The sequence below is a fragment of the Kitasatospora sp. NPDC058162 genome (assembly GCF_042884005.1).
Lineage (GTDB): Bacteria > Actinomycetota > Actinomycetes > Streptomycetales > Streptomycetaceae > Kitasatospora.
On the sequence record NZ_JBHVUS010000010.1, the window covers coordinates 194,389 to 212,920 of the forward strand.

13 protein-coding genes are annotated in these 18,532 nt (G+C 74.3%); 1 reads left to right on the forward strand and 12 read right to left on the reverse strand.

Annotated elements, in window-relative coordinates; all coding sequences use genetic code 11:
* Positions 1 to 113: 113 nt before the first annotated feature.
* Entirely contained in the window at positions 114 to 920 is an 807-nt protein-coding gene (locus ACFVXG_RS21670; protein ID WP_387929755.1) for a TrmH family RNA methyltransferase, read from the reverse strand.
* A gap of 89 nt (positions 921 to 1,009) precedes the next feature.
* Here ACFVXG_RS21670 and ACFVXG_RS21675 point away from each other — a divergent pair, with 89 nt between their 5' ends.
* Positions 1,010 to 3,751: a SpoIIE family protein phosphatase gene (locus tag ACFVXG_RS21675; RefSeq protein ID WP_387929757.1), complete on the forward strand. Its 2,742-nt coding sequence runs from the start codon at positions 1,010 to 1,012 to the stop codon at positions 3,749 to 3,751.
* 212 nt (positions 3,752 to 3,963) lie between these two features.
* On the opposite strand, the gene cobA is transcribed toward ACFVXG_RS21675, so the two are convergent.
* The 11 genes from cobA to ACFVXG_RS21730 form a co-directional block, all read right to left on the reverse strand.
* Positions 3,964 to 5,211: a uroporphyrinogen-III C-methyltransferase gene (cobA, locus tag ACFVXG_RS21680; RefSeq protein ID WP_387929758.1), complete on the reverse strand. Its 1,248-nt coding sequence runs from the start codon at positions 5,209 to 5,211 to the stop codon at positions 3,964 to 3,966.
* A 113-nt stretch (positions 5,212 to 5,324) separates the two neighbouring features.
* Positions 5,325 to 9,296: a nicotinate-nucleotide--dimethylbenzimidazole phosphoribosyltransferase gene (gene cobT, locus ACFVXG_RS21685; protein WP_387929760.1), complete on the reverse strand. Its 3,972-nt coding sequence runs from the start codon at positions 9,294 to 9,296 to the stop codon at positions 5,325 to 5,327.
* Between the two features lie 483 nt (positions 9,297 to 9,779).
* Entirely contained in the window at positions 9,780 to 11,036 is a 1,257-nt protein-coding gene (gene cbiE / locus ACFVXG_RS21690; RefSeq protein ID WP_387929761.1) for a precorrin-6y C5,15-methyltransferase (decarboxylating) subunit CbiE, read from the reverse strand.
* Positions 11,037 to 11,199: 163 nt separating this feature from the next.
* Complete coding sequence (locus ACFVXG_RS21695) at positions 11,200 to 11,835, reverse strand: GNAT family N-acetyltransferase (protein WP_387929762.1); 636 nt, start codon at positions 11,833 to 11,835, stop codon at positions 11,200 to 11,202.
* 208 nt (positions 11,836 to 12,043) lie between these two features.
* Positions 12,044 to 12,868 (reverse strand): MetQ/NlpA family ABC transporter substrate-binding protein, encoded by an 825-nt coding sequence (locus ACFVXG_RS21700; protein WP_387929764.1) that lies wholly within the window; start codon positions 12,866 to 12,868, stop codon positions 12,044 to 12,046.
* 58 nt (positions 12,869 to 12,926) lie between these two features.
* Complete coding sequence (locus ACFVXG_RS21705) at positions 12,927 to 13,655, reverse strand: methionine ABC transporter permease (RefSeq protein ID WP_387929848.1); 729 nt, start codon at positions 13,653 to 13,655, stop codon at positions 12,927 to 12,929.
* A gap of 5 nt (positions 13,656 to 13,660) precedes the next feature.
* Positions 13,661 to 14,716, reverse strand: a complete 1,056-nt coding sequence (locus ACFVXG_RS21710; RefSeq protein WP_387929766.1) for a methionine ABC transporter ATP-binding protein — start codon at positions 14,714 to 14,716, stop codon at positions 13,661 to 13,663.
* A gap of 561 nt (positions 14,717 to 15,277) precedes the next feature.
* Complete coding sequence (locus ACFVXG_RS21715; RefSeq protein WP_387929768.1) at positions 15,278 to 15,796, reverse strand: GNAT family N-acetyltransferase; 519 nt, start codon at positions 15,794 to 15,796, stop codon at positions 15,278 to 15,280.
* Between the two features lie 239 nt (positions 15,797 to 16,035).
* Complete coding sequence (locus ACFVXG_RS21720; protein WP_387929770.1) at positions 16,036 to 16,293, reverse strand: hypothetical protein; 258 nt, start codon at positions 16,291 to 16,293, stop codon at positions 16,036 to 16,038.
* Between the two features lie 108 nt (positions 16,294 to 16,401).
* Positions 16,402 to 17,832: an argininosuccinate lyase gene (gene argH / locus ACFVXG_RS21725; protein ID WP_387929772.1), complete on the reverse strand. Its 1,431-nt coding sequence runs from the start codon at positions 17,830 to 17,832 to the stop codon at positions 16,402 to 16,404.
* Positions 17,833 to 17,961: 129 nt separating this feature from the next.
* Positions 17,962 to 18,510 (reverse strand): arginine repressor, encoded by a 549-nt coding sequence (locus tag ACFVXG_RS21730; RefSeq protein ID WP_270148298.1) that lies wholly within the window; start codon positions 18,508 to 18,510, stop codon positions 17,962 to 17,964.
* Positions 18,511 to 18,532 lie beyond the last annotated feature (22 nt).

The window sequence follows — 18,532 nt, forward strand, 5'->3', positions numbered from 1 at the left end:
GGAGTCGGGCTGGGCGACTTCTGGGGGGCGGGCGGTTGGCTGGGCGATATGGCCGGCGAGCGTGGGAAGTCGGGGCGGGCGACTTCTGGGGGGCGGGCGGTTGGCTGGTGGGGTCAGGGGGTGGTGACGGCGTAGAAGGCTACGGCGGCGGCGGCGCCGACGTTGAGGGAGTCGATGCCGTGGGCCATGGGGATGCGGACGGGGTGGTGGGCGGCGGCGATGGCTCGGGGGGTGAGGCCGTCGCCTTCGGCGCCGAGGAGGAGGGCGGTCTTGGGGAGGGTGTGGGGGGCGAGGGTGGCGAGGTCGACGGCGGTGTCGGCGGGGGTGAGGGCGAGGAGGGTGAAGCCGGCCTCGCGGACGGTGTCGAGCGCGGCGGGCCAGGGGTCGAGGCGGGCGTAGGGGACCGCGAAGACGGCGCCCATGGAGACCTTGACGGCCCGGCGGTAGAGCGGGTCGGCGCAGTCGGGTGAGAGCAGCACGGCGTCCATGCCGAGGGCGGCGGCGCTGCGGAAGATGGCGCCGAGGTTGGTGTGGTCGACCAGGCCTTCGAGCACGGCGACCCGGCGGGCCCCGGCGAGCAGGTCGGTGGCGTCCGGGAGGGGCTTGCGTTCCATCGAGGCGAGGGCGCCGCGGTGGACGTGGTAGCCGGTGACGGCTTCGGCGAGGCCGGGTTCGACCACGTGGACCGGGGCGTCCGCCTCGGCGATGACGTCGGCCATCACGTCGAGCCACTTGGCGGTCAGCAGCATCGACCGCATCCGGTAGCCGGCCGTGAGGGCACGGCGGATGACCTTCTCCCCCTCGGCGATGAACAGGCCCTCGGCCGGTTCGCGGCGGCGGCGCAGTTCGACGTCGGTGAGGCCGGTGTAGTCGGCGAGGCGGGGGTCGGCCGGGTCGGTGATGGTGCTGGGTTCGGACACCCTGTGATCTTGCCAAGCCGGGGCGGGGAAGGCCAAACGGCGGAGGTGACGGGGTGGTCCCGGGCTACTCGGAGTGCAAATATGACGGTATGGCCCGAAATCCGGGCCGATCCTGGGCTCCGTCGGCCTCTGGTGCCACCGGCGACGCCGGCTCCCCCGGTGGGCGCCCACACGGTCGGCTAGAGCTGCCACGCGCGAAGCGGTCGAGACCGGCCCGGCACTGGTCGGTGGCCGGGCAGGTGTTCGTGCTGCAGATCGTGATCGTGCTGCTGCTGGTGGCGGGGGCCGCGGTGGCGCTGGTGGTGCAGTCGCACAACGACGCCGATCACGAGGCGACCAACCGGTCGGTGGCGGTCGCCCAGGCCTTCGCCAACTCCCCGGGCATGGTGGACGCGCTGCGCTCCCCCGACCCGACCGCGATCCTGCAGCCGAAGGCGCAGTCCGCGCGGATCTCCTCGGGCGTGGACTTCATCGTGGTGCTGAACAACCAGGGCATCCGCTACACCCACCCCAACCCGTCCCGGATCGGCCAGAAGTTCATCGGCACGTACGAGCCCGCGCTGCACGGCCAGGTGGTGACCCAGCACCTCACGGGGACGCTCGGGCCGCTGGTGCAGGCGGTCGTCCCGGTGTACGCGCCGGGCGGTTCGGTGGTCGGGCTGGTCTCGGCGGGGGTCACCCTGAGCAATGTCTCCACCGCGAGCGAGCGCCAGCTGCCGCTGGTGCTGGGCGCGGCGGCGGGCGCGATAGGGCTGGCCACGCTGGGGACGGCGCTGATCAGCCGGCGGCTGCGGCGGCAGACCCACGGGCTGGGCCCGGTCGAGATGACCCGGATGTACGAGCACCACGCGGCGGTGCTGCACGCGGTGCGCGAGGGCGTGATGATCGTCGGCGGGGACGGGCGGCTGCTGCTCTGCAACGACGAGGCGCGCCGGCTGCTGGACCTGCCGCCGGACGCCGAGGGCCGCCCGGTGGCCGACCTGGGCCTGGAGCCCGCGCCGCTGGCGCTGCTGACCGCCGAGCAGCCGGTGAGCGACGAGGTGGTGCTGGCCGGGGAGCGGCTGCTGGCGGTGAACGTACGGCTGACCGACCGGGACGGCGGCCCGCCCGGCTGCGTCGCCACGCTGCGCGACTCCACCGAGCTGCAGGCGCTGACCGGCCGGGCCGAGGGCGCGCAGCGGCGGCTGCGGCTGCTGTACGACGCCGGGGTGACGGTGGGCAGTTCGCTGGACGTGACCCGGACCGCGGAGGAGCTGGCGCAGGTCGCGGTGCCGCGGTTCGCGGACTTCGTCACGGTGGACCTGGCCGAGCAGGTGCTGGCGGGCGAGGAGCCGCCGCCGATCGGCGCGCTGGGCCGGATGCGCCGAACCGCGCTCGCCGGGACCAGGGACGACGCGCCGTTCCACCCGGTGGGCACCGTCCTGGAGGTGGTGCCGGCCACCCCGCTGGCCGGGGCGCTGCACAGCGGCACGCCCGGTCTGGAGCCGCGGCTGGCCGAGGCCCTGGGCTGGCGGGAGCAGGACCCGGAGCGCTCGGCCCGGGTACTGGCGTACGGGGTGCACTCGCTGGTGCGGGTGCCGCTGCGGGCGCGCGGGGAGCTGCTGGGGGTGGCCCGGTTCTGGCGGGCGGATCGCCCTGAGCCGTTCGAGCCGGAGGACCTGGCCCTGGCCGAGGAGCTGGTGGCGCACGCGGCGGTGTGCATCGACAACGCCCGCCGGTACACCCGGGAGCACGCGATGGCGGTGACCCTGCAGCACAGCCTGCTGCCGCGCAGCCTGCCGGAGCAGACCGCGCTGGAGGTGGCGCACCGCTACCTGCCGGCCCAGGCCGGGGTGGGCGGGGACTGGTTCGACGTGATCCCGCTGCCGGGCGCGCGGGTCGCCCTGGTGGTCGGCGACGTGGTCGGCCACGGGCTGCACGCGGCGGCGACGATGGGCCGGCTGCGGACGGCGATCCACAACTTCTCGACGCTCGATCTGCCGCCGGACGAGCTGCTGGGCCACCTGGACGAGCTGGTGAACCGGATCGACCAGGAGGAGGCGGGCGGCGACGGGAGCGCGGGCCTGACCGGGGCGACCTGCCTGTACGCGATCTACGACCCGGTGTCGCGGCGCTGCACGCTGGCCGGTGCCGGGCACCCGCCGCCGGCCGTGGTGGACCCGCAGGGCCGGGTGACGTTCCCGGAGCTGCCGACCGGGCCGCCGCTGGGCCTGGCGGTGCTGCCGTTCGAGACCGTCGAACTGGAGCTGGCCGAGGGCAGCCGGCTGGTGCTGTACACGGACGGGCTGGTGGAGGACCGGGAGCGGGACATCGACGAGGGCCTGGAGCTGCTGCGGACGACGCTCAGCGGGCCGCCGCGCACGCCCGAGCAGACCTGCGCGGACGTGCTGGGGGTGATGCTGCCGGCGCACCCGCAGGACGACATCGCGCTGCTGGTCGCGGAGACCAAGGTGCTGGCGCCGGACCGGGTCGCGCAGTGGGAGGTGCCCGCCGACCCGGCGGCGGTGCGGGTGGTCCGGGCGCAGGTGGCCCGGCGGCTGGCGGACTGGGGGCTGGACGAGGCCGCGTTCGTCACCGAGCTGATCCTCAGCGAGCTGGTGACCAACGCGATCCGGTACGGCTCCGGGCCGATCCGGGTGCGGCTGCTGCGCGACCGCTCGCTGATCTGCGAGGTGTCGGACGGCAGCAGCACCTCGCCGCACCTGCGGTACGCGGCGACCGAGGACGAGGGCGGGCGCGGGCTGTTCCTGGTCGCGCAGTTCGCGGACCGCTGGGGGACGCGCTACACGGCGACCGGGAAGGTCATCTGGACGGAGCAGCCGCTGGAGTAGGGCGTGTCCGCAAGCTCCCGTCGTTCGCCCGGAGGGCGGGCGGGGCGGCGTTGGGGTGCGTGCATCGCAAGGCGGAGGAGGGAGCCACTGCGGAGCATTGGCGACCGACGACAACGCGGCGAGGTGCGTGCCCCGGCGTCGCCCCGCAGGCGGGAGCTTGCGGACACGCCCTGGGGAAGTCGGTCCGGCCGACTTCCCACTCCGCGGGCGTTCTAGCGCTGGAAGGCGGCGGCCAGCACGTTGACCACGTCGCCGACCACGATGACCGCCGGGGGCTTGACGCCCTCGGCCTGGACCACGGCGGCGACGGTGCCCAGGGTGGCGTCCACCCGGCGCTGGGCGGCGGTGGTGCCCTCCTGGACGATGGCGACCGGGGTGTCGGCCGGGCGGCCGTGCTCGACCAGCTTGGCGGCGATCGCGCCGATCTTGTCCACGGCCATCAGCAGCACCAGGGTGCCGTTCATCCCGGCGACGGCCGTCCAGTTGGTGACCGAGCGCGGGTCGTCCGGGCCGACGTGGCCGGAGACCACGGTGAACTCCTGGGTCAGCCCGCGGTGGGTGACCGGGATGCCGGCCGACGCCGGGACGCTGATCGAGCTGGAGATGCCGGGCACCACGGTGACCGGGATGCCGGCCTCGGCGCAGGCCAGCAGCTCCTCGCCGCCGCGGCCGAAGACGTACGGGTCGCCGCCCTTGAGCCGGACCACGAACTTCCCGCCCTTCGCGTGGTCGATCAGCGCCTGGTTGATCGCCTCCTGGGCCATCTGGCGCCCGTAGGGGATCTTGGAGGCGTCGATCACCTCGACGTGCTCGGGCAGCTCGGCGAGCAGCTCGCGCGGGGCGAGGCGGTCGGCGACCACCACGTCGGCGTCGGCGAGCAGGCGGCGGCCGCGCACGGTGATCAGGTCCGGGTCGCCGGGGCCGCCGCCGACCAGGGCCACGCCGGCACCGCGGGAGCGGTACGAGCGGGCGGCCAGCGAGCCGTCCCGCAGGCCGCCGACGACGGCGTCGCGCAGGGCGGCGGAGTGGCGCGGGTCGCCGGTGAGCACCGCGACGGTGGCGCCGCCGTCACGGCCGGTGGCCGGGGTCCAGGCGGTGGCGGCGGAGGCGTCGTCGCTGCGGGAGCAGAACACCCGCTCGCGCTCGGCCTCGGCGCTGACCGCCGCGTTGACCTCCGGGGCGTCGGTGGCCACCAGGACGTACCAGGCGCCGGCCAGGTCGCCGTCCGCGTACGGGCGGGCGTGCCAGGTCAGCTCGCCCGCGTCGGCCATGGCCTGGACGGCCGGGGTGGTGGCCGGGGATATCAGGTGCAGCTCGGCACCGGAGGCGATCAGCGCGGGCAGCCGCCGCTGCGCGACCTGGCCGCCGCCGACCACGACGACGCGACGGCCGGCCAGCAGCAGGCCCACCGGGTAGGGGGTCCGGCCCTCGGTGCTGGGGTGCGGGGTGGGCGCGCTCATCGGCGGTGCTCCTGATCGGGATGAGGGGTGGGGCGGTACTGCGGTACGGCGATACACCGCTCCGCGGGCCGGCGCGCCCTCGGGCCGGTCCGCGGAGCGGTGGGGGTGGTGCGTCAGGCCTTCTCGGTGACCCCGGCGGAGTCGAAGGTGGCTACATCGTGCATCGCGCGGGCCGCACTCTGCACCAGCGGGAGCGCCAGCAGGGCACCGGTGCCCTCGCCGAGCCGCAGGTCCAGGTCGATCAGCGGACGCAGGCCCAGCTTCGCCAGCGCGGCCTGGTGGCCGGGCTCGGCGGAGCGGTGACCGGCGATGCAGGCGGCCAGCACCTCGGGGGCGATCGCCTTGGCGACCAGCGCGGCCGAACCGGCGATGACGCCGTCCAGCACCACCGGGGTGCGCAGCGAGGCGGCGCCCAGCAGGAAGCCGGCAATGGCCGCGTGCTCCAGGCCGCCGATGGCGGCGAGGACGCCGATCGGGTCGTTCGGGTCGGGCTGGTGGAGGGCCAGCGCGGCGCGGATGACCTCGATCTTGCGGGCGTGGGTCTCGTCGTCGATACCGGTGCCGCGGCCGGTGACCTCGGCCGGGTCGAGGCCGGTGAACACCGAGATCAGGGCGGCCGAGGCGGTCGTGTTGGCGATCCCCATGTCGCCGGTGACCAGCGCCTTGTTGCCCGCCGCGACCAGGTCGCGGGCGGTCTCGATGCCGACCTCGATGGCCTGGAGGGCCTCCTCGCGGGTCATCGCCGGGCCCTGGGTCATGTCGTCGGTGCCGGGCTTGACCTTGCGCGGCAGCAGGCCGGTGGCGCGGCCCTGCTGGACGGCCTGCGGCAGCTCGGCGGCGACGCCGACGTCCACCACGCAGACCTCGGTGCCGATCTGCTTGGCGAAGGCGTTGATCACCGCTCCCCCGGCCAGGAAGTTCCCGACCATCTGGGCGGTCACCTCCTGCGGCCACGGGCTGACGCCCTGGGCGTGCACGCCGTGGTCGCCCGCGAAGATCGCCACGCAGGCGGGCTCCGGGATCGGCGGCGGGCACTTGCGGGACAGGCCGCACAGCTGGGCGGAGATGATCTCCAGCATGCCGAGCGAACCGGCCGGCTTGGTCATCCGCTTCTGGCGGTCCCAGGCCTCGCCGAGCGCCTTGGCGTCCAGCGGGCGGATGCCGCGCAGGGTGTCGGCGAGCAGGCTCTGCGGCTCCTCGCCGGGCAGCGCGCGGTTGCCGTACTGCTCCTCGTGGACCACCCAGGCGAGCGGGCGCTTCTTGGCCCAGCCCTGCTGCTCCAGCTCCGGCTCGTCCGGGAAGGAGTCGACGAAGCCGACGCACAGGTAGGCGACGACCTCCAGGTGCTCGGGCAGGCCGAGCTCGCGGACCAGCTCCTCGTCGTCGAAGAAGCTCACCCAGCCGACGCCCAGGCCCTCGGCGCGGGCGGCCAGCCAGAGGTTCTCGACGGCCAGGGCGGCCGAGTACGGGGCCATCTGCGGCTGGGTGTGCCGGCCGAGGGTGTGCCGGCCGCCGCGGGTGCGGTCGGCGGTGACCACGATGTTCACCGGGGTGTCGAGGATGGCCTCGATCTTGATCTCCCGGAACTGCTTGGCCCGGCCCTTCGGCAGCGAGTCCGCGTACGCCTCGCGCTGGCGCTCGGCCAGGGCGTGCATCTTCCGGCGGGTCTTCGCCGAGCGGATCACCACGAAGTCCCAGGGCTGCGAGTAGCCGACGCTGGGGGCGGTGTGGGCGGCCTCCAGGACGCGGATCAGCACCTCGTGCGGGATCGGGTCCGGGCGGAAGCCGTTGCGGATGTCGCGGCGCTCGCGGATCACCTGGTGCACGGCGTCGCGGCCGACCTCGTCGTAGCCGGGGGCGGCGGGGCCGCGGGGCTCGGCCGGCTGCTCGTCCTCGGCGGCCGGGGCGTCGGTCGGCTCGACCGGCGCCTCGGGCTGCTGGTCGGCGGGCTGCTCGGCCTGGGCGTCGGGCTGGGTCTCGGCCTGGGGCTCGGGCTGCGGCTCCTCGACGGCCGGCTGCTCGACGGCGACCGGCTCGGCGGCGGGCGCCTGCTCGGCGGCCTGCTCGACCGGCTGCTCCGCGGCCTGCTCGACGGCGGGGGCCTCCTCCTGGACGGCCTCCGGCGCGACGGCGACGGCCTCGGCCTCGGGCTGCTCCGCGGCCTGCTCGGCCTGCGGCTCCTCGACGGCGGCGGCCTCGGCCGGCTCCGCACCGGGCTCCTGCCCGGCGGCCTCGGCGGCCGGCTCGGCGGCGGGCTGCTGCTCGGCCTCCGGGGCGACGGCCTCGACGGGCTGCCCGGCCTCGGAGTCGGCGGGCTGCTCGACGGCAGGCTGCTCGGCGGCGGCCTGCTCGACGGCCGGCTGCTCCGGCTGCTCGGCGACCGGCTCGGCCGGGGCCTCGGCGGGCGTCCCGGCCTGGACGGCCTCCGGCTGGGGCTGCTCGCCCTCGGCGGCCGGCTCGGCGACCGGCTCGACAACCGCGGCCTCGACGGCGACGGCCTCGACCGGCTCCGCGGCGGGCTCCTGCCCGGCGGCCTCGGCGACGACCTGGCCGGAGGGCATCTCACCGGTGCCGGCGGCGGTCTCGGCGACCGGCTCGACGACGACGGCCTGAACAGCCGAGGCGTCCTGAACGGTCTGACCGTCCTGAACGTCCTGAACGGCCTCCGTGACCTGCCCGGCCTCCTGGACCGCCTCTACGGCCGGGACCGGCTCGGCGGCCTGCGGCGCGTCGGCGGCCGCTATGGGAGCGGGCTGCTCCTGGGCGGCCTCCCCGGCCGACGGGGCCTGCTGGGCCGCCTCGACCTTGGGCAGGCCGTGCGGGGTCGGCGCGGCGAGGAAGGCGGAGATCCGGCGCGGCGGACCGGCCGGGGCGGCGGTCTCTGACGTCTCGCCGGCCTCGGCGGCCACGACCTCGACGGCGGCTCCCTCGACGGCTCCCTCGACCACGGCGGTCTCGACGGCAGCGGCGTCGACCACAGCGGTCTCGACGGCGGCCGGGTCGACGACCACGGTCTCGACCGCGGCGCTCTCCGCCGCGACCGGCTCGACCACGGCGGCCTGGGCCTCCGGTGCGGTCTCAGGGGCCGACTGGGCCGGGACGGCCTCGCCGACCGGAGCGGCCTGAACGGGCTCGGCGACCGGGACGGCGGCCGGGGTCTCCACGGCCTCGATCACCTCGATCACCTCGATCGCGCCGACCGTCTCGACGGCCATCAGACCCTCGACCGGCTGCGAGGCGAGCGGCACCTGCTGGTAGCCCTGACCCTGCGGCACCTGCTGGACCTCCGGCCCGCCCTCGACCGTGGTGGTCACCGGGGCCGTCGGCGCGGCGGGCGCCATCGGGGCGGCCTGCGGCACGCCCCGGGGCACGACGCCCGGGACCGGCGCGGCGGCCTCGCCCATCGGCGGCCGGCCGACCACCGGGATGCCGTGCGCGGGCGTGCCGCCCTGGGTCGGGCCGCGGTCGGCCAGCGAACGGACCGGCACCTGGCCGGTCATCAGCGAGGGGTCCGGGATCGGCGGGCCGGCGTGCAGCGGGCGGCGCGGCGCCTGAGCCTGCGTCATCGGCTGCTGCGCGTACGGCTGCGCCGGGCCGGCCTGCAGCGGCTGCTGGAGGTGCTCGCCGCCGAGCACCGGCGGGTCCACCGGCGGCCAGGAGGGCTCGACCGGGGTGCCGTCCGGCTGCGCGAACGGCGCCTGCTCGGCGCCCCAGGAGCCCTGCGGGCCGGGCATCAGCAGGACGTCGTCCTCGTCGTCCAGCCCGTCCGGCTGGTCGACGAAGTGGAACGCCGGGCGCGGGGCGCCCTGGTCGACGGCCCAACCGTCGCCCGGAGCGGCCGGGGACGGCACGCCGGGGGCGGCGAAGTTCGGCTGGCCCTGCGGCGGGATCAGGCCCGCGCCGGGGGGCACCGCGCCGGGTACGCCGCCGAGCGGCGCCGCCGGGTTGGGGATCACGCCGCCGTCGGTCGCGACGCCCTGCAGGGGTGCAACGCCCGCGACGCCCTCCGGTCCGCCGAGCGGGTCGGGCCCGGCGTTCAGGTGCTCCGGCAGTCCCTCGCCCGGGACGTGGCCGCCATCGGTCATTGTCAAAGCTCCTTCCAGGCCGCTGCCGCGCCCCTTGGCGACGCGATCACCGACCGCAGCGCCCATCCGCACGGGCCGGGCCTGCACCGACCCGCCCCTCAACCACACGCGGCCGCCGCGCCGTGGCGCTGCGGCCCAAGTCCTTCCGGCGCGCTGCGGCACCCCGGCCCGGGCACCGCCGGTGAAGGCGGTGCACCATCTGAATCAACGACAACCCGGAGCAACCGGCACGACCGCACCGGACCCTACGGCATTCTCCAGGTCCGGCACGCGGCCCGTCGAATTGCCCACACTCCGAACGGAACCGGGTTGCACCACGTCAAAAAGGTGACAAACCGACCGAATCGGATGGGTCGTCGGCGGCTGAAACCGCCTGGGACGCCACACTACCGGCCCGGCGCGGTGACCTCTCGAATCGGTGTCCGGATGCGACCTGGATCACCGCGCGGTGCGACCGGCGGTCCCGGCCCGCACCCGAGGCCTTCACACGATCTGCTCACCCCAGAGCAGCAGTGCGCCGCCCGCGCCCGCCCCGAGCTCCAGTGCGCCGTCCTCCTCGCCGGCCCGCAGCGGGGTCGACTGCAGCAGCGCTCCGTCCGCCCGGTAGCCGGCCCCGACGATGGCCCGGTGGACCTCCTCGGCCTCGGCGAAGTTCCGGGCCAGGGCGACGAAGCGCTCCGGCTTGCGGGCCAGCACCGCGCGCACCACGTCCAGGCCGCCGGACTCCACCACCGCCGCGTCGGGCTCCGGCAGTCCGCCCAGCACCTCGGGCCCCTGCCCGTACACCGTCTCCACTTCGACGCCGTACCGGCGGGCGTTGACGGTGAGCCGGGCGCAGGCCGAGCGGGAGGCCTCGACCGCGACCACGGCGGCGCCGAACCGGGCCGCCTCCACCGCGAGGGCGCCGCTGCCCGCGCCGACCGACCAGACCAGGTCCCCCGGACGTGCACCCAGACGGGCCAGCACCAGGGCGCGCACGTGCGCGGGCAGCGCCTCCGACGCGCCCGGCTCGCCCTCCGTGCGCCCGGCGCCCGCGTAGGCGTCGCCGGGGAGCGCCCAGCCGCGTTCCGCGCCGGGGTAGCCGAGCGGGCGCCCGGCCAGCCAGCCGGCCGCCTCGCCGAGCGGGCCGGCCTGGGCGCCGCCGCCGATCACCAGCACCACGTTGGGGTCGCGCCAGACGTGGTCGGCGATCCGGTCGGAGGTGAGGACGGTGACGTCCTCGTCCGGGGTGCCGAGGGCCTCGCAGACCACGAAGGTCCGGTGCACCCCGCGCAGCATCAGGGCGAGTTCGCCCGGTCCGGCGCCGGGGGCGGTGAGCACGGCGACCTTGGGGTGGGCCCGGCAGATGTTGGCGGCGCGGCGCAGCCGTCCGCCGTGAGCGCTGACCACCTGGGCGTCCTCCCAGGGCATGCCGGCCCGGGCGAAGGCGGTGGCGACGGAGGAGACGGCGGGCAGGACTTCGAGTTCGAGGCCGAACTCGGGGCGGCGCAGGGTGCGCACCACGCCGAAGAAGCCCGGGTCGCCCTCGGCGACCACGACGGCGGCGCCGCGGTGTTCGGCGATCGTGCGGGCGGCCTGCTGGATGTTGCCGAGGGCGATCCGCTCGGCGTCCTCCGGCACCGGGAGGGCGTCCAGTTGGTAGGAGGCTCCGGCGACCAGGGTCGCCGCGGCGAGGGCCGCGCCGGCGGCCTCGGTCAGCGGCGTGCCGTCCCACCCGATGACCGTGATCCGGTCAGCCATCTGCGGCCGTTCTCCCTCGACTCGTGGCGTGACCCGTTGCGCGGCTCGTCGCGCCGGCTGTGCGCCGCCGTGGAGAGGCTACCGGGTGTGGTCCCCCGGAGGCCGACATCTCGTACACATGTCCGCGTCGCGCGGGTGACCAGCGGGGAAGGGCGCGGGGGGATCAGTCCCGCAGGACGTAGCGGTGGTCGCCGTGCCAGCCGTCCCGGTGCAGTTCGGGCGACTCCAGGTCCTCCGGGAGGAGGCTCCACAGGATCAGGTCACTGCGGCTCTCTTCCACGACCTCACCGGACTCGCCGCGGACTATCCAGGCGCTGCGCAGCACGCCCTCGCTGATGCCGCCGATCTTCTGGGCGACCTGCTGGGCGGCGGTGTTCCCGGCGGCGGTGCGCAGTTCCAGCCGCAGGAAGCCGCGGTCCTCGAACAGCCACTGGGCGACGCCGAGGACGGCCTCCGGGGCGTAGCCCTCGCCGCGGGCCCAGGCGGCGGTGACGTAGGAGATCTCGGTGCTGCGCAGGCGCCAGTCGGTGTTGCGCAGTTCGACCAGGCCGACCAGGCGCTGGGTGAGGTGCTCGGTGACGACGAAGACGATGCCGCGCCCGTGGGCGCGGTGGGCGGGGGCGAGGGTGCGGGCGAGCTCGGCCGCGTACTCCTCGGTGAAGGGGTGCGGGAGGTCGGTCCAGGCGAGCACGAGGTCGTCGGCCATCATGGCGGCCAGGCCCGGGGCGTCGTCCTCCGCAAGGGGACGCAGCAGCAGCCGCTCGGTGCTGATGGCGGTCTCGGGGAAGCTCGCTGCCATGCCGTCTCTCCTCGCCGGGTCGTGAACACAACACCGTACGCCTCCGGCGCGCCGCGGCTGTCATGCGGTGCACCGCGCGCGCGACGGTACGTCAGAACCCGGTCTGCCGTGGTGTCCCTGGTGCATACTGCCCGACCGGGCCCCCGCCGAGGTGCGGCGGGGGCCCGGTCGGGCGTCACAAGGTATGACCGTACGACGATCAGGTTGTTCAGAAGGCCGGGATGACCGAACCCTGGAACGTGTCGTTGATGTACTTCTTGACCTCGTCGGAGTGCAGCAGCTCGGCCAGCTTCTTCACCCGCGGGTCGTTCTCCTTGCCCTTCTTGACCGCGATGATGTTGGCGTACGGGTTGCCCTCGGCCTTCTCCAGCACCAGCGCGTCGGTGGCCGGCTTGAGGCCCGAGTCGAGCGCGTAGTTGCCGTTGATCACGGCGGCGTCGAGGTCGGCGATGGAGCGGGGCAGCTGGGCCGCCTCCAGCTCCTTCCACTTGAAGTTCTTCGGGTTGGCCGTCACGTCCGCCGGGGTGGCCGCGGTGCCGGCGCCGTCCTTGAGCGTGATCAGCTTGTTGTCGGCGAGCAGCTTGAGCGCGCGGCCCTCGTTGGTGGCGTCGTTCGGCAGGCCGATGGTGGCGCCGGACGGCAGGTCGCCGATCGCCTTGACCTTCTTGGAGTAGACGCCCAGCGGCTCCAGGTGGACGGTCTCGACCGAGACGATGTCCGTGCCGTTCTTCTTGTTGAAGTCATCCAGGTACGGGACGTGCTGGAAGTAGTTGACGTCGGCCGAACCGTCCTGCACCGCCGTGTTGGGGGTCACGTAGTCGGTGACCTCCTTGATGTCGAGCTTGAGGCCCGCCTTGGCCGCGAGGTTGTCCTTGACGAACTTGAGGATCTGCGCGTGCGGGGTCGGGCTGGCCACGACCTTCAGCGGCGCGTTCGGGTCCGAGGAGGAGGAGCCCGAGCTGCCGCAGGCGGCGAGCGACAGGGCGAGGCCGGCGGTGGCGAGGACGCTGGTGAACTTCAGAACGTTGCGCACGAAAAGTGCCTTTCTGCGTGATACGGGGAGCCGCGTCCGGTGGTCGGACGAGGGAGGTCTAGGAGGCGACGAGGTCCTCGTCGGGGGTGGTGGCGCGCGGGCGGAGCAGGCGGGTGCGTCCACCGCCGCGGCCCCGGTCGCCGAGCCGGCGCACGGCGTAGTCGCCGGCCAGCTGGATCACCGTGACGATGATCGCGATCTCGGCCACGATGATCCACATGAAGGTGGTCTCGAAGCGCAGGTAGCCGTACCGGTAGGCGAGGTCGCCGAGACCGCCGCCGCCGACCGTGCCGGCCATCGCGGAGTAGCCGATCAGCGCGATCACCGTGGTGGTGACGGAGGCCACGATGCCGGGCAGCGCCTCGGGGACCAGCGTCTTGCGCACCAGCGTCCAGGTGCTGCCGCCCATCGCCTGCACCGCCTCGATCAGGCCGCGGTCGACCTCACGGACGGAGGTCTCCACCAGCCGGGCGAAGAACGGGATCGCACCGACCGTCAGCGGCACGGTCGCCGCCTGCCAGCCGAGGGAGTTGCCGGTCAGCCACCGGGTGAAGGAGATCAGCGCGATCATCAGGATGATGAACGGCAGCGAGCGGGCCAGGTTCACGACCGCGCCGAGCACCTTGTTCACCGGCTGGTTCTGCAGCGCCCCGCCCTTGGAGGTGAGCACCAGCAGCACGCCGAGCGGCAGGCCGAGCACGACGGTGCAGACGGTCGCGACGCCGACCATCTGGAAGGTCTCCTGGGTGGCGGGCCACATCAGCTCCTGCATCTGGTCCCAGCTCAGGCCGCTCATGCCGCCGCTCCGTTCGCCGTACCGTTCGCCGCACCGCTGCTGCCGTCCGGACCGATCAGGGCCACCTGGAGGCCCTGCTCGCGCAGGTAGCCGATCGGCACCACGTTGTCCTGGTGGCCGCCGGGCAGCTCGACCCGCATCCGGCCGACCATCCGGCCCGCGATCGTCTCCACGGCCGCGCCGAGGATGTTGATGTCGATCTGGTAGGTGCGGGCCAGCTGGGAGACGAAGGGCTGCGCCGGGGCGTCGCCCTGGAAGGTGATCTCCAGCACGGTCGTCCCGGGGTGGCCGGTGCCGAACTCGCTGAGCGGGAACAGCTCGCGGGCCAGCTCGGAGCCGGGCTGCGCCAGCAGGTCGGTCAGCTCGCCGGACTCCACCACCCGGCCGCCGCGCATCAGGGCGGCGGAGTCGCAGACGGACTTGATGACGTCCATCTCGTGGGTGATCAGCAGGACCGTCAGGCCCAGCTGCTGGTTGAGGTCGCGCAGCAGCTTGAGGATCGAGCGGGTGGTCTCCGGGTCGAGGGCCGAGGTGGCCTCGTCGGAGAGCAGCACCTTGGGGTCGCCGGCCAGGGCGCGGGCGATGCCCACCCGCTGCTTCTGGCCGCCGGAGAGCTGGTTGGGGTAGCTGCGGGCCTTGTCGCCGAGGCCGACCAGGTCGAGCAGCTCGGCGGCCTTGCGGCGGCGCTGGGTGCGGTCCAGGCCGATGATCTCCAGCGGGAGCTCGACGTTCTGCTGCACCGTGCGGGAGGAGAGCAGGTTGAAGTGCTGGAAGACCATGCCGATCCGGCGGCGCGCCTCGCGCAGGTCCTTGCCGGCCCGGTTCTCCCCGCCGGACAGCGCGGTCAGCTCGACCCCGTCCACGGTGACCGTGCCGGAGGTCGGGCGCTCCAGCATGTTCACGCAGCGGATGAGGGTGGACTTGCCGGCACCGCTGGTGCCGACGACTCCGTAGACCTCGCCCGGGCGGACGTGCAGGTCGACGCCGGCGAGGGCGGTCACCTCGCGGCCTCGGGAGCGGTAGACCTTCGTCAGGTCCGTGGTGGTGATCACAGCTGCTTCCGTGGGTCGGGGGCGGGCGGCGGTGTCGACCGCCCGACCGGGGTGCGGTCGGCGGTGTCCTACGACGCCTCGCCAGGGGGATCCGGAGCTGCCACCCCTTGATCGTGGCCGCAGAACGGCCGGGCCGCGCGACGGCGTGGCCCTAACGAGTCATCGACGGCCGCGGGTGGGCGGGCACGCCGGAGGGGAGGGTTCCGGGAGGAGGACGCGCTCACGCGGACGGGAGCGACGCCGGATTCTCGCTTCGGGGCGCGAGGAGGAGGCACCCTCGACGGGGTGCCCGGGGGCGGTGGCCCTCAGCAGTGACACATTCGACGGCACATGGCACGCTCACCTGCCGGCAGCGTGCCGGTGGGGGTCCAGTTCGTCGTCGCAGTCATGTGAGCCAGTAAAACAGATCAGTCGTACAGCTCCCAATTATTCGGCAGGGCTGTCCGCATTGCGGACAACGACCACCCGGAGCTGCGCAGATGCGCCTCGACGCCGCCACCGGGCGTCCGGATGGTGGCGGCGTCGAGGATGCCCGTCGAGGATGACCGGGGCGGGCGGGGCTCAGGCGGTCGCGGCCAGCGGGGTCTCCGCCAGCGACGTCGCGGCCGCCTTCTCCAGGTGCACGAAGCTCAGCCGGTTGGTCACCGGCTCGACGGCGGTCTGCCGGTAGCCCTGGCGGGCGTACAGCCGCAGGTTGCCGAGGCTCCGGTGACCGGTGAACAGCCGGTAGGCCGTCACCGGACGGCCGTCCTCGGCCATCCGGCGCTCCAGCGCGTCCAGCAGTCGACCGCCCAGGCCGTGCCGCTGCATCCGGGGGTGGACCACCAGACGCCCTATCCGGCCGATGCCGTCGGCGTCCACGTGGCCCCGGACGGCGCCCACCACCTCGTCGCCCAGCCGGGCGACCAGGACGTGCTGCTCGGTCAGTTCGGCTCGCAGGCTCTCCAGGCTCTGTGTCAGGGGCTCGATCGCCCAGTCGCCGTACAGCTCCGCCTCGGGCTGGTAGCCCAGGTACTGGAGCTTGAGGATCTGCTCCGCATCCTCGGCCGCAGCGGCCGAGATGATCACGCTCATGCCCATGTGGAGGGGCCTCCCCAGTCGTCGTGCCCTGCGCGCAGAGGGTGGCGCGCTCACGCTCAGTATCCGAGCGTATGCGCCACCGTCAAGAGTGACGTTCGCCAGCCTGCTACCCGGGTGTCAGGTTCCCTCAACCTTCGAGGGCGCAGACGTGGCAAGGGTCACGCCGCGCCGGGAGCGGGGCGGACCGGGGGCGGGCGGCGGAAACCGGGGTGGGGAGCTCCGGTGAGGCGGGCCCGCGGTCAGGGGTAGCGCTCGGCGTGCAGCAGCAGGCGCAGGCAGGCCAGGCAGCGGGAGCGGGTGGGGCCGATCGAGCCGCGCGGCATGCCGAGGCGCTCGGAGAGCTCACGGTAGGTGGGCGGCGGATCCTCGGCGAGGGCCGCGATCAGCTGCGGGCAGCGACCGGGCAGGGCGGCGACGGTCTCGCGGACCACGCGGCGGCGCTGTTCGGCGAGGTAGACGTCCTCGGCGGAGGGGACGGGCGAAAGGGGGGTGCACACACCGTGCATGACGGGCCCGGGCGGGGCCGGTTACGCCCGGGCCGGGGCGCGCACGCGCGAGGGGCGCGCCGGTCGGACCGCCGCGCCCCTCGCACGCTGCTCCAGGGGTCAGCCCTGGGGCTGGGCCCACTCCTGCTGCCGCGCCAGGTCCGCCTTCACCTCGGCGAGCTGGACCGCGACGGCCGACGGGGCGGTGCCGCCGCGCCCGTTGCGGGAGGCGATGGCGCCGTGCACGCTGAGCACCGTACGGACCTCGGGGGTCAGGTGCTCGGAGATCGAGGCGAACTGCTCGTCCGTCAGGTCGGACAATTCGATGCCCTGGGCCTCGCAGACCTTGACGCAGGCACCGGCCACCTCGTGCGCCACCCGGAACGGCACGCCCTGCTTGACCAGCCACTCGGCGATGTCGGTGGCGAGCGAGAAACCGGCCGGGGCCAGCTCCTCCAGCCGCTCCCGGTGCACGGTGAGGGTGGCCATCATCCCGGTGAACGCGGGCAGCAGCACCTCCAGGGTGTCGCAGGAGTCGAAGACCGGCTCCTTGTCCTCCTGGAGGTCCCGGTTGTAGGCGAGCGGCAGCGCCTTGAGGGTGGCGAGCAGGCCGGTCAGGTTGCCGATCAGCCGGCCGGACTTGCCGCGGGCGAGCTCGGCGATGTCCGGGTTCTTCTTCTGCGGCATGATCGAGGAGCCGGTGGAGAAGGCGTCGTGCAGGGTGATGAAGCCGAACTCCTTGGTGTTCCAGATGATCACCTCCTCGGCGATCCGGGAGAGGTTGATCCCGATCATCGCGGTGACGAAGGCGAACTCGGCGACGAAGTCACGCGAGGCCGTGCCGTCGATGGAGTTGCCGACCGAGCCGCCCTCGAAGCCGAGCTCGGCGGCGACGGCCTGCGGGTCGAGGCCGAGCGAGGAGCCGGCCAGCGCGCCGGAGCCGTACGGGGAGACGGCGGTGCGGGCGTCCCACTGGCGCAGCCGCTCGGCGTCCCGGCCGAGGGCCTGCACGTGCGCGAGGACGTGGTGGGCGAAGAGCACCGGCTGGGCGTGCTGGAGGTGGGTGCGGCCCGGCATCGCGGTGTCGGGGTGCGCCTCGGCCAGGCCGACCAGGGCGTCCTGGAGGTCGAGCAGCAGGCCGCCGATGGTCCTGGCGTGGTCCCGCAGGTACATCCGGAACAGGGTGGCGATCTGGTCGTTGCGCGAGCGCCCGGCCCGCAGCTTGCCGCCGAGGTCGGCGCCGAGGCGCTCCAGCAGGCCGCGCTCCAGGGCGGTGTGCACGTCCTCGTCGGCGACGGTGCCGACGAAGGTGCCCGCCTCGACGTCCGCGAGCAGCTGGTCGAGGCCGGCCAGCATGCCGGCCAGCTCCTCGTCGGAGAGCAGGCCGGCCTTGTGCAGCACCCGGGCGTGGGCCTTGGAGCCGGCGATGTCGTAGGGGGCGAGGCGCCAGTCGAAGTGGACCGAGGCGGAGAGCTTGGCCAGCGCCTCGGACGGGCCGTCGGCGAAGCGCGCACCCCAGAGGCGGACGTCGGAGGACTGCTGGGCGGTCATCGCGGTGGCTCCTTACACTTGTGCAGCGGGTGGCATAAGTATGCATCACTCCGTATGAAACACAAAACCCCGGTCGAAGGGGATCCTTCGACCGGGGCTGTGGTTGCCGGGGCTGTGGGTGCTCCGGCCCTACTGCGCCTTGGCCTGGGCGAGTTGCATGAGGTGGTCGGCCAGCGCCTGGCCGCCCGCCGGGTCCCGGCTGATCAGCAGCACGGTGTCGTCGCCCGCGATGGTGCCGATGATCTCGAACACCTCGGCCTGGTCGATCGCCGAGGCGAGGAACTGCGCGGCCCCGGGCGGGGTGCGCAGCACGACCAGGTTGCCGGAGGCCGTCGCGGAGACCATCAGCTCGCCGGCCAGCCGGGCCATCCGGCCCTCGCTGGCCGACTCCCCCATCGGGGCGCGCGGCGTGCGGTCGCCGCCCTCGGCGGGGACGGCGTAGATCAGCGCGCCGTCCCGGTTGCGGATCTTGACCGCGCCCAGCTCGTCCAGGTCCCGGGAGAGGGTGGCCTGGGTGACCACGAGTCCGTCGTCGGCGAGCAGCTTGGCGAGCTGGCTCTGCGAACGCACGGGCTGGCGGGTGAGCAGGTCCACGATCCGCCGGTGGCGCGCGGTGCGGGTCTGCGGGACCTGCGGCGTCGGGCCGGCGGCGGACGGGCCGGAGCGGGAATCGGTCATGTGATTATTCTCCCGGACGATG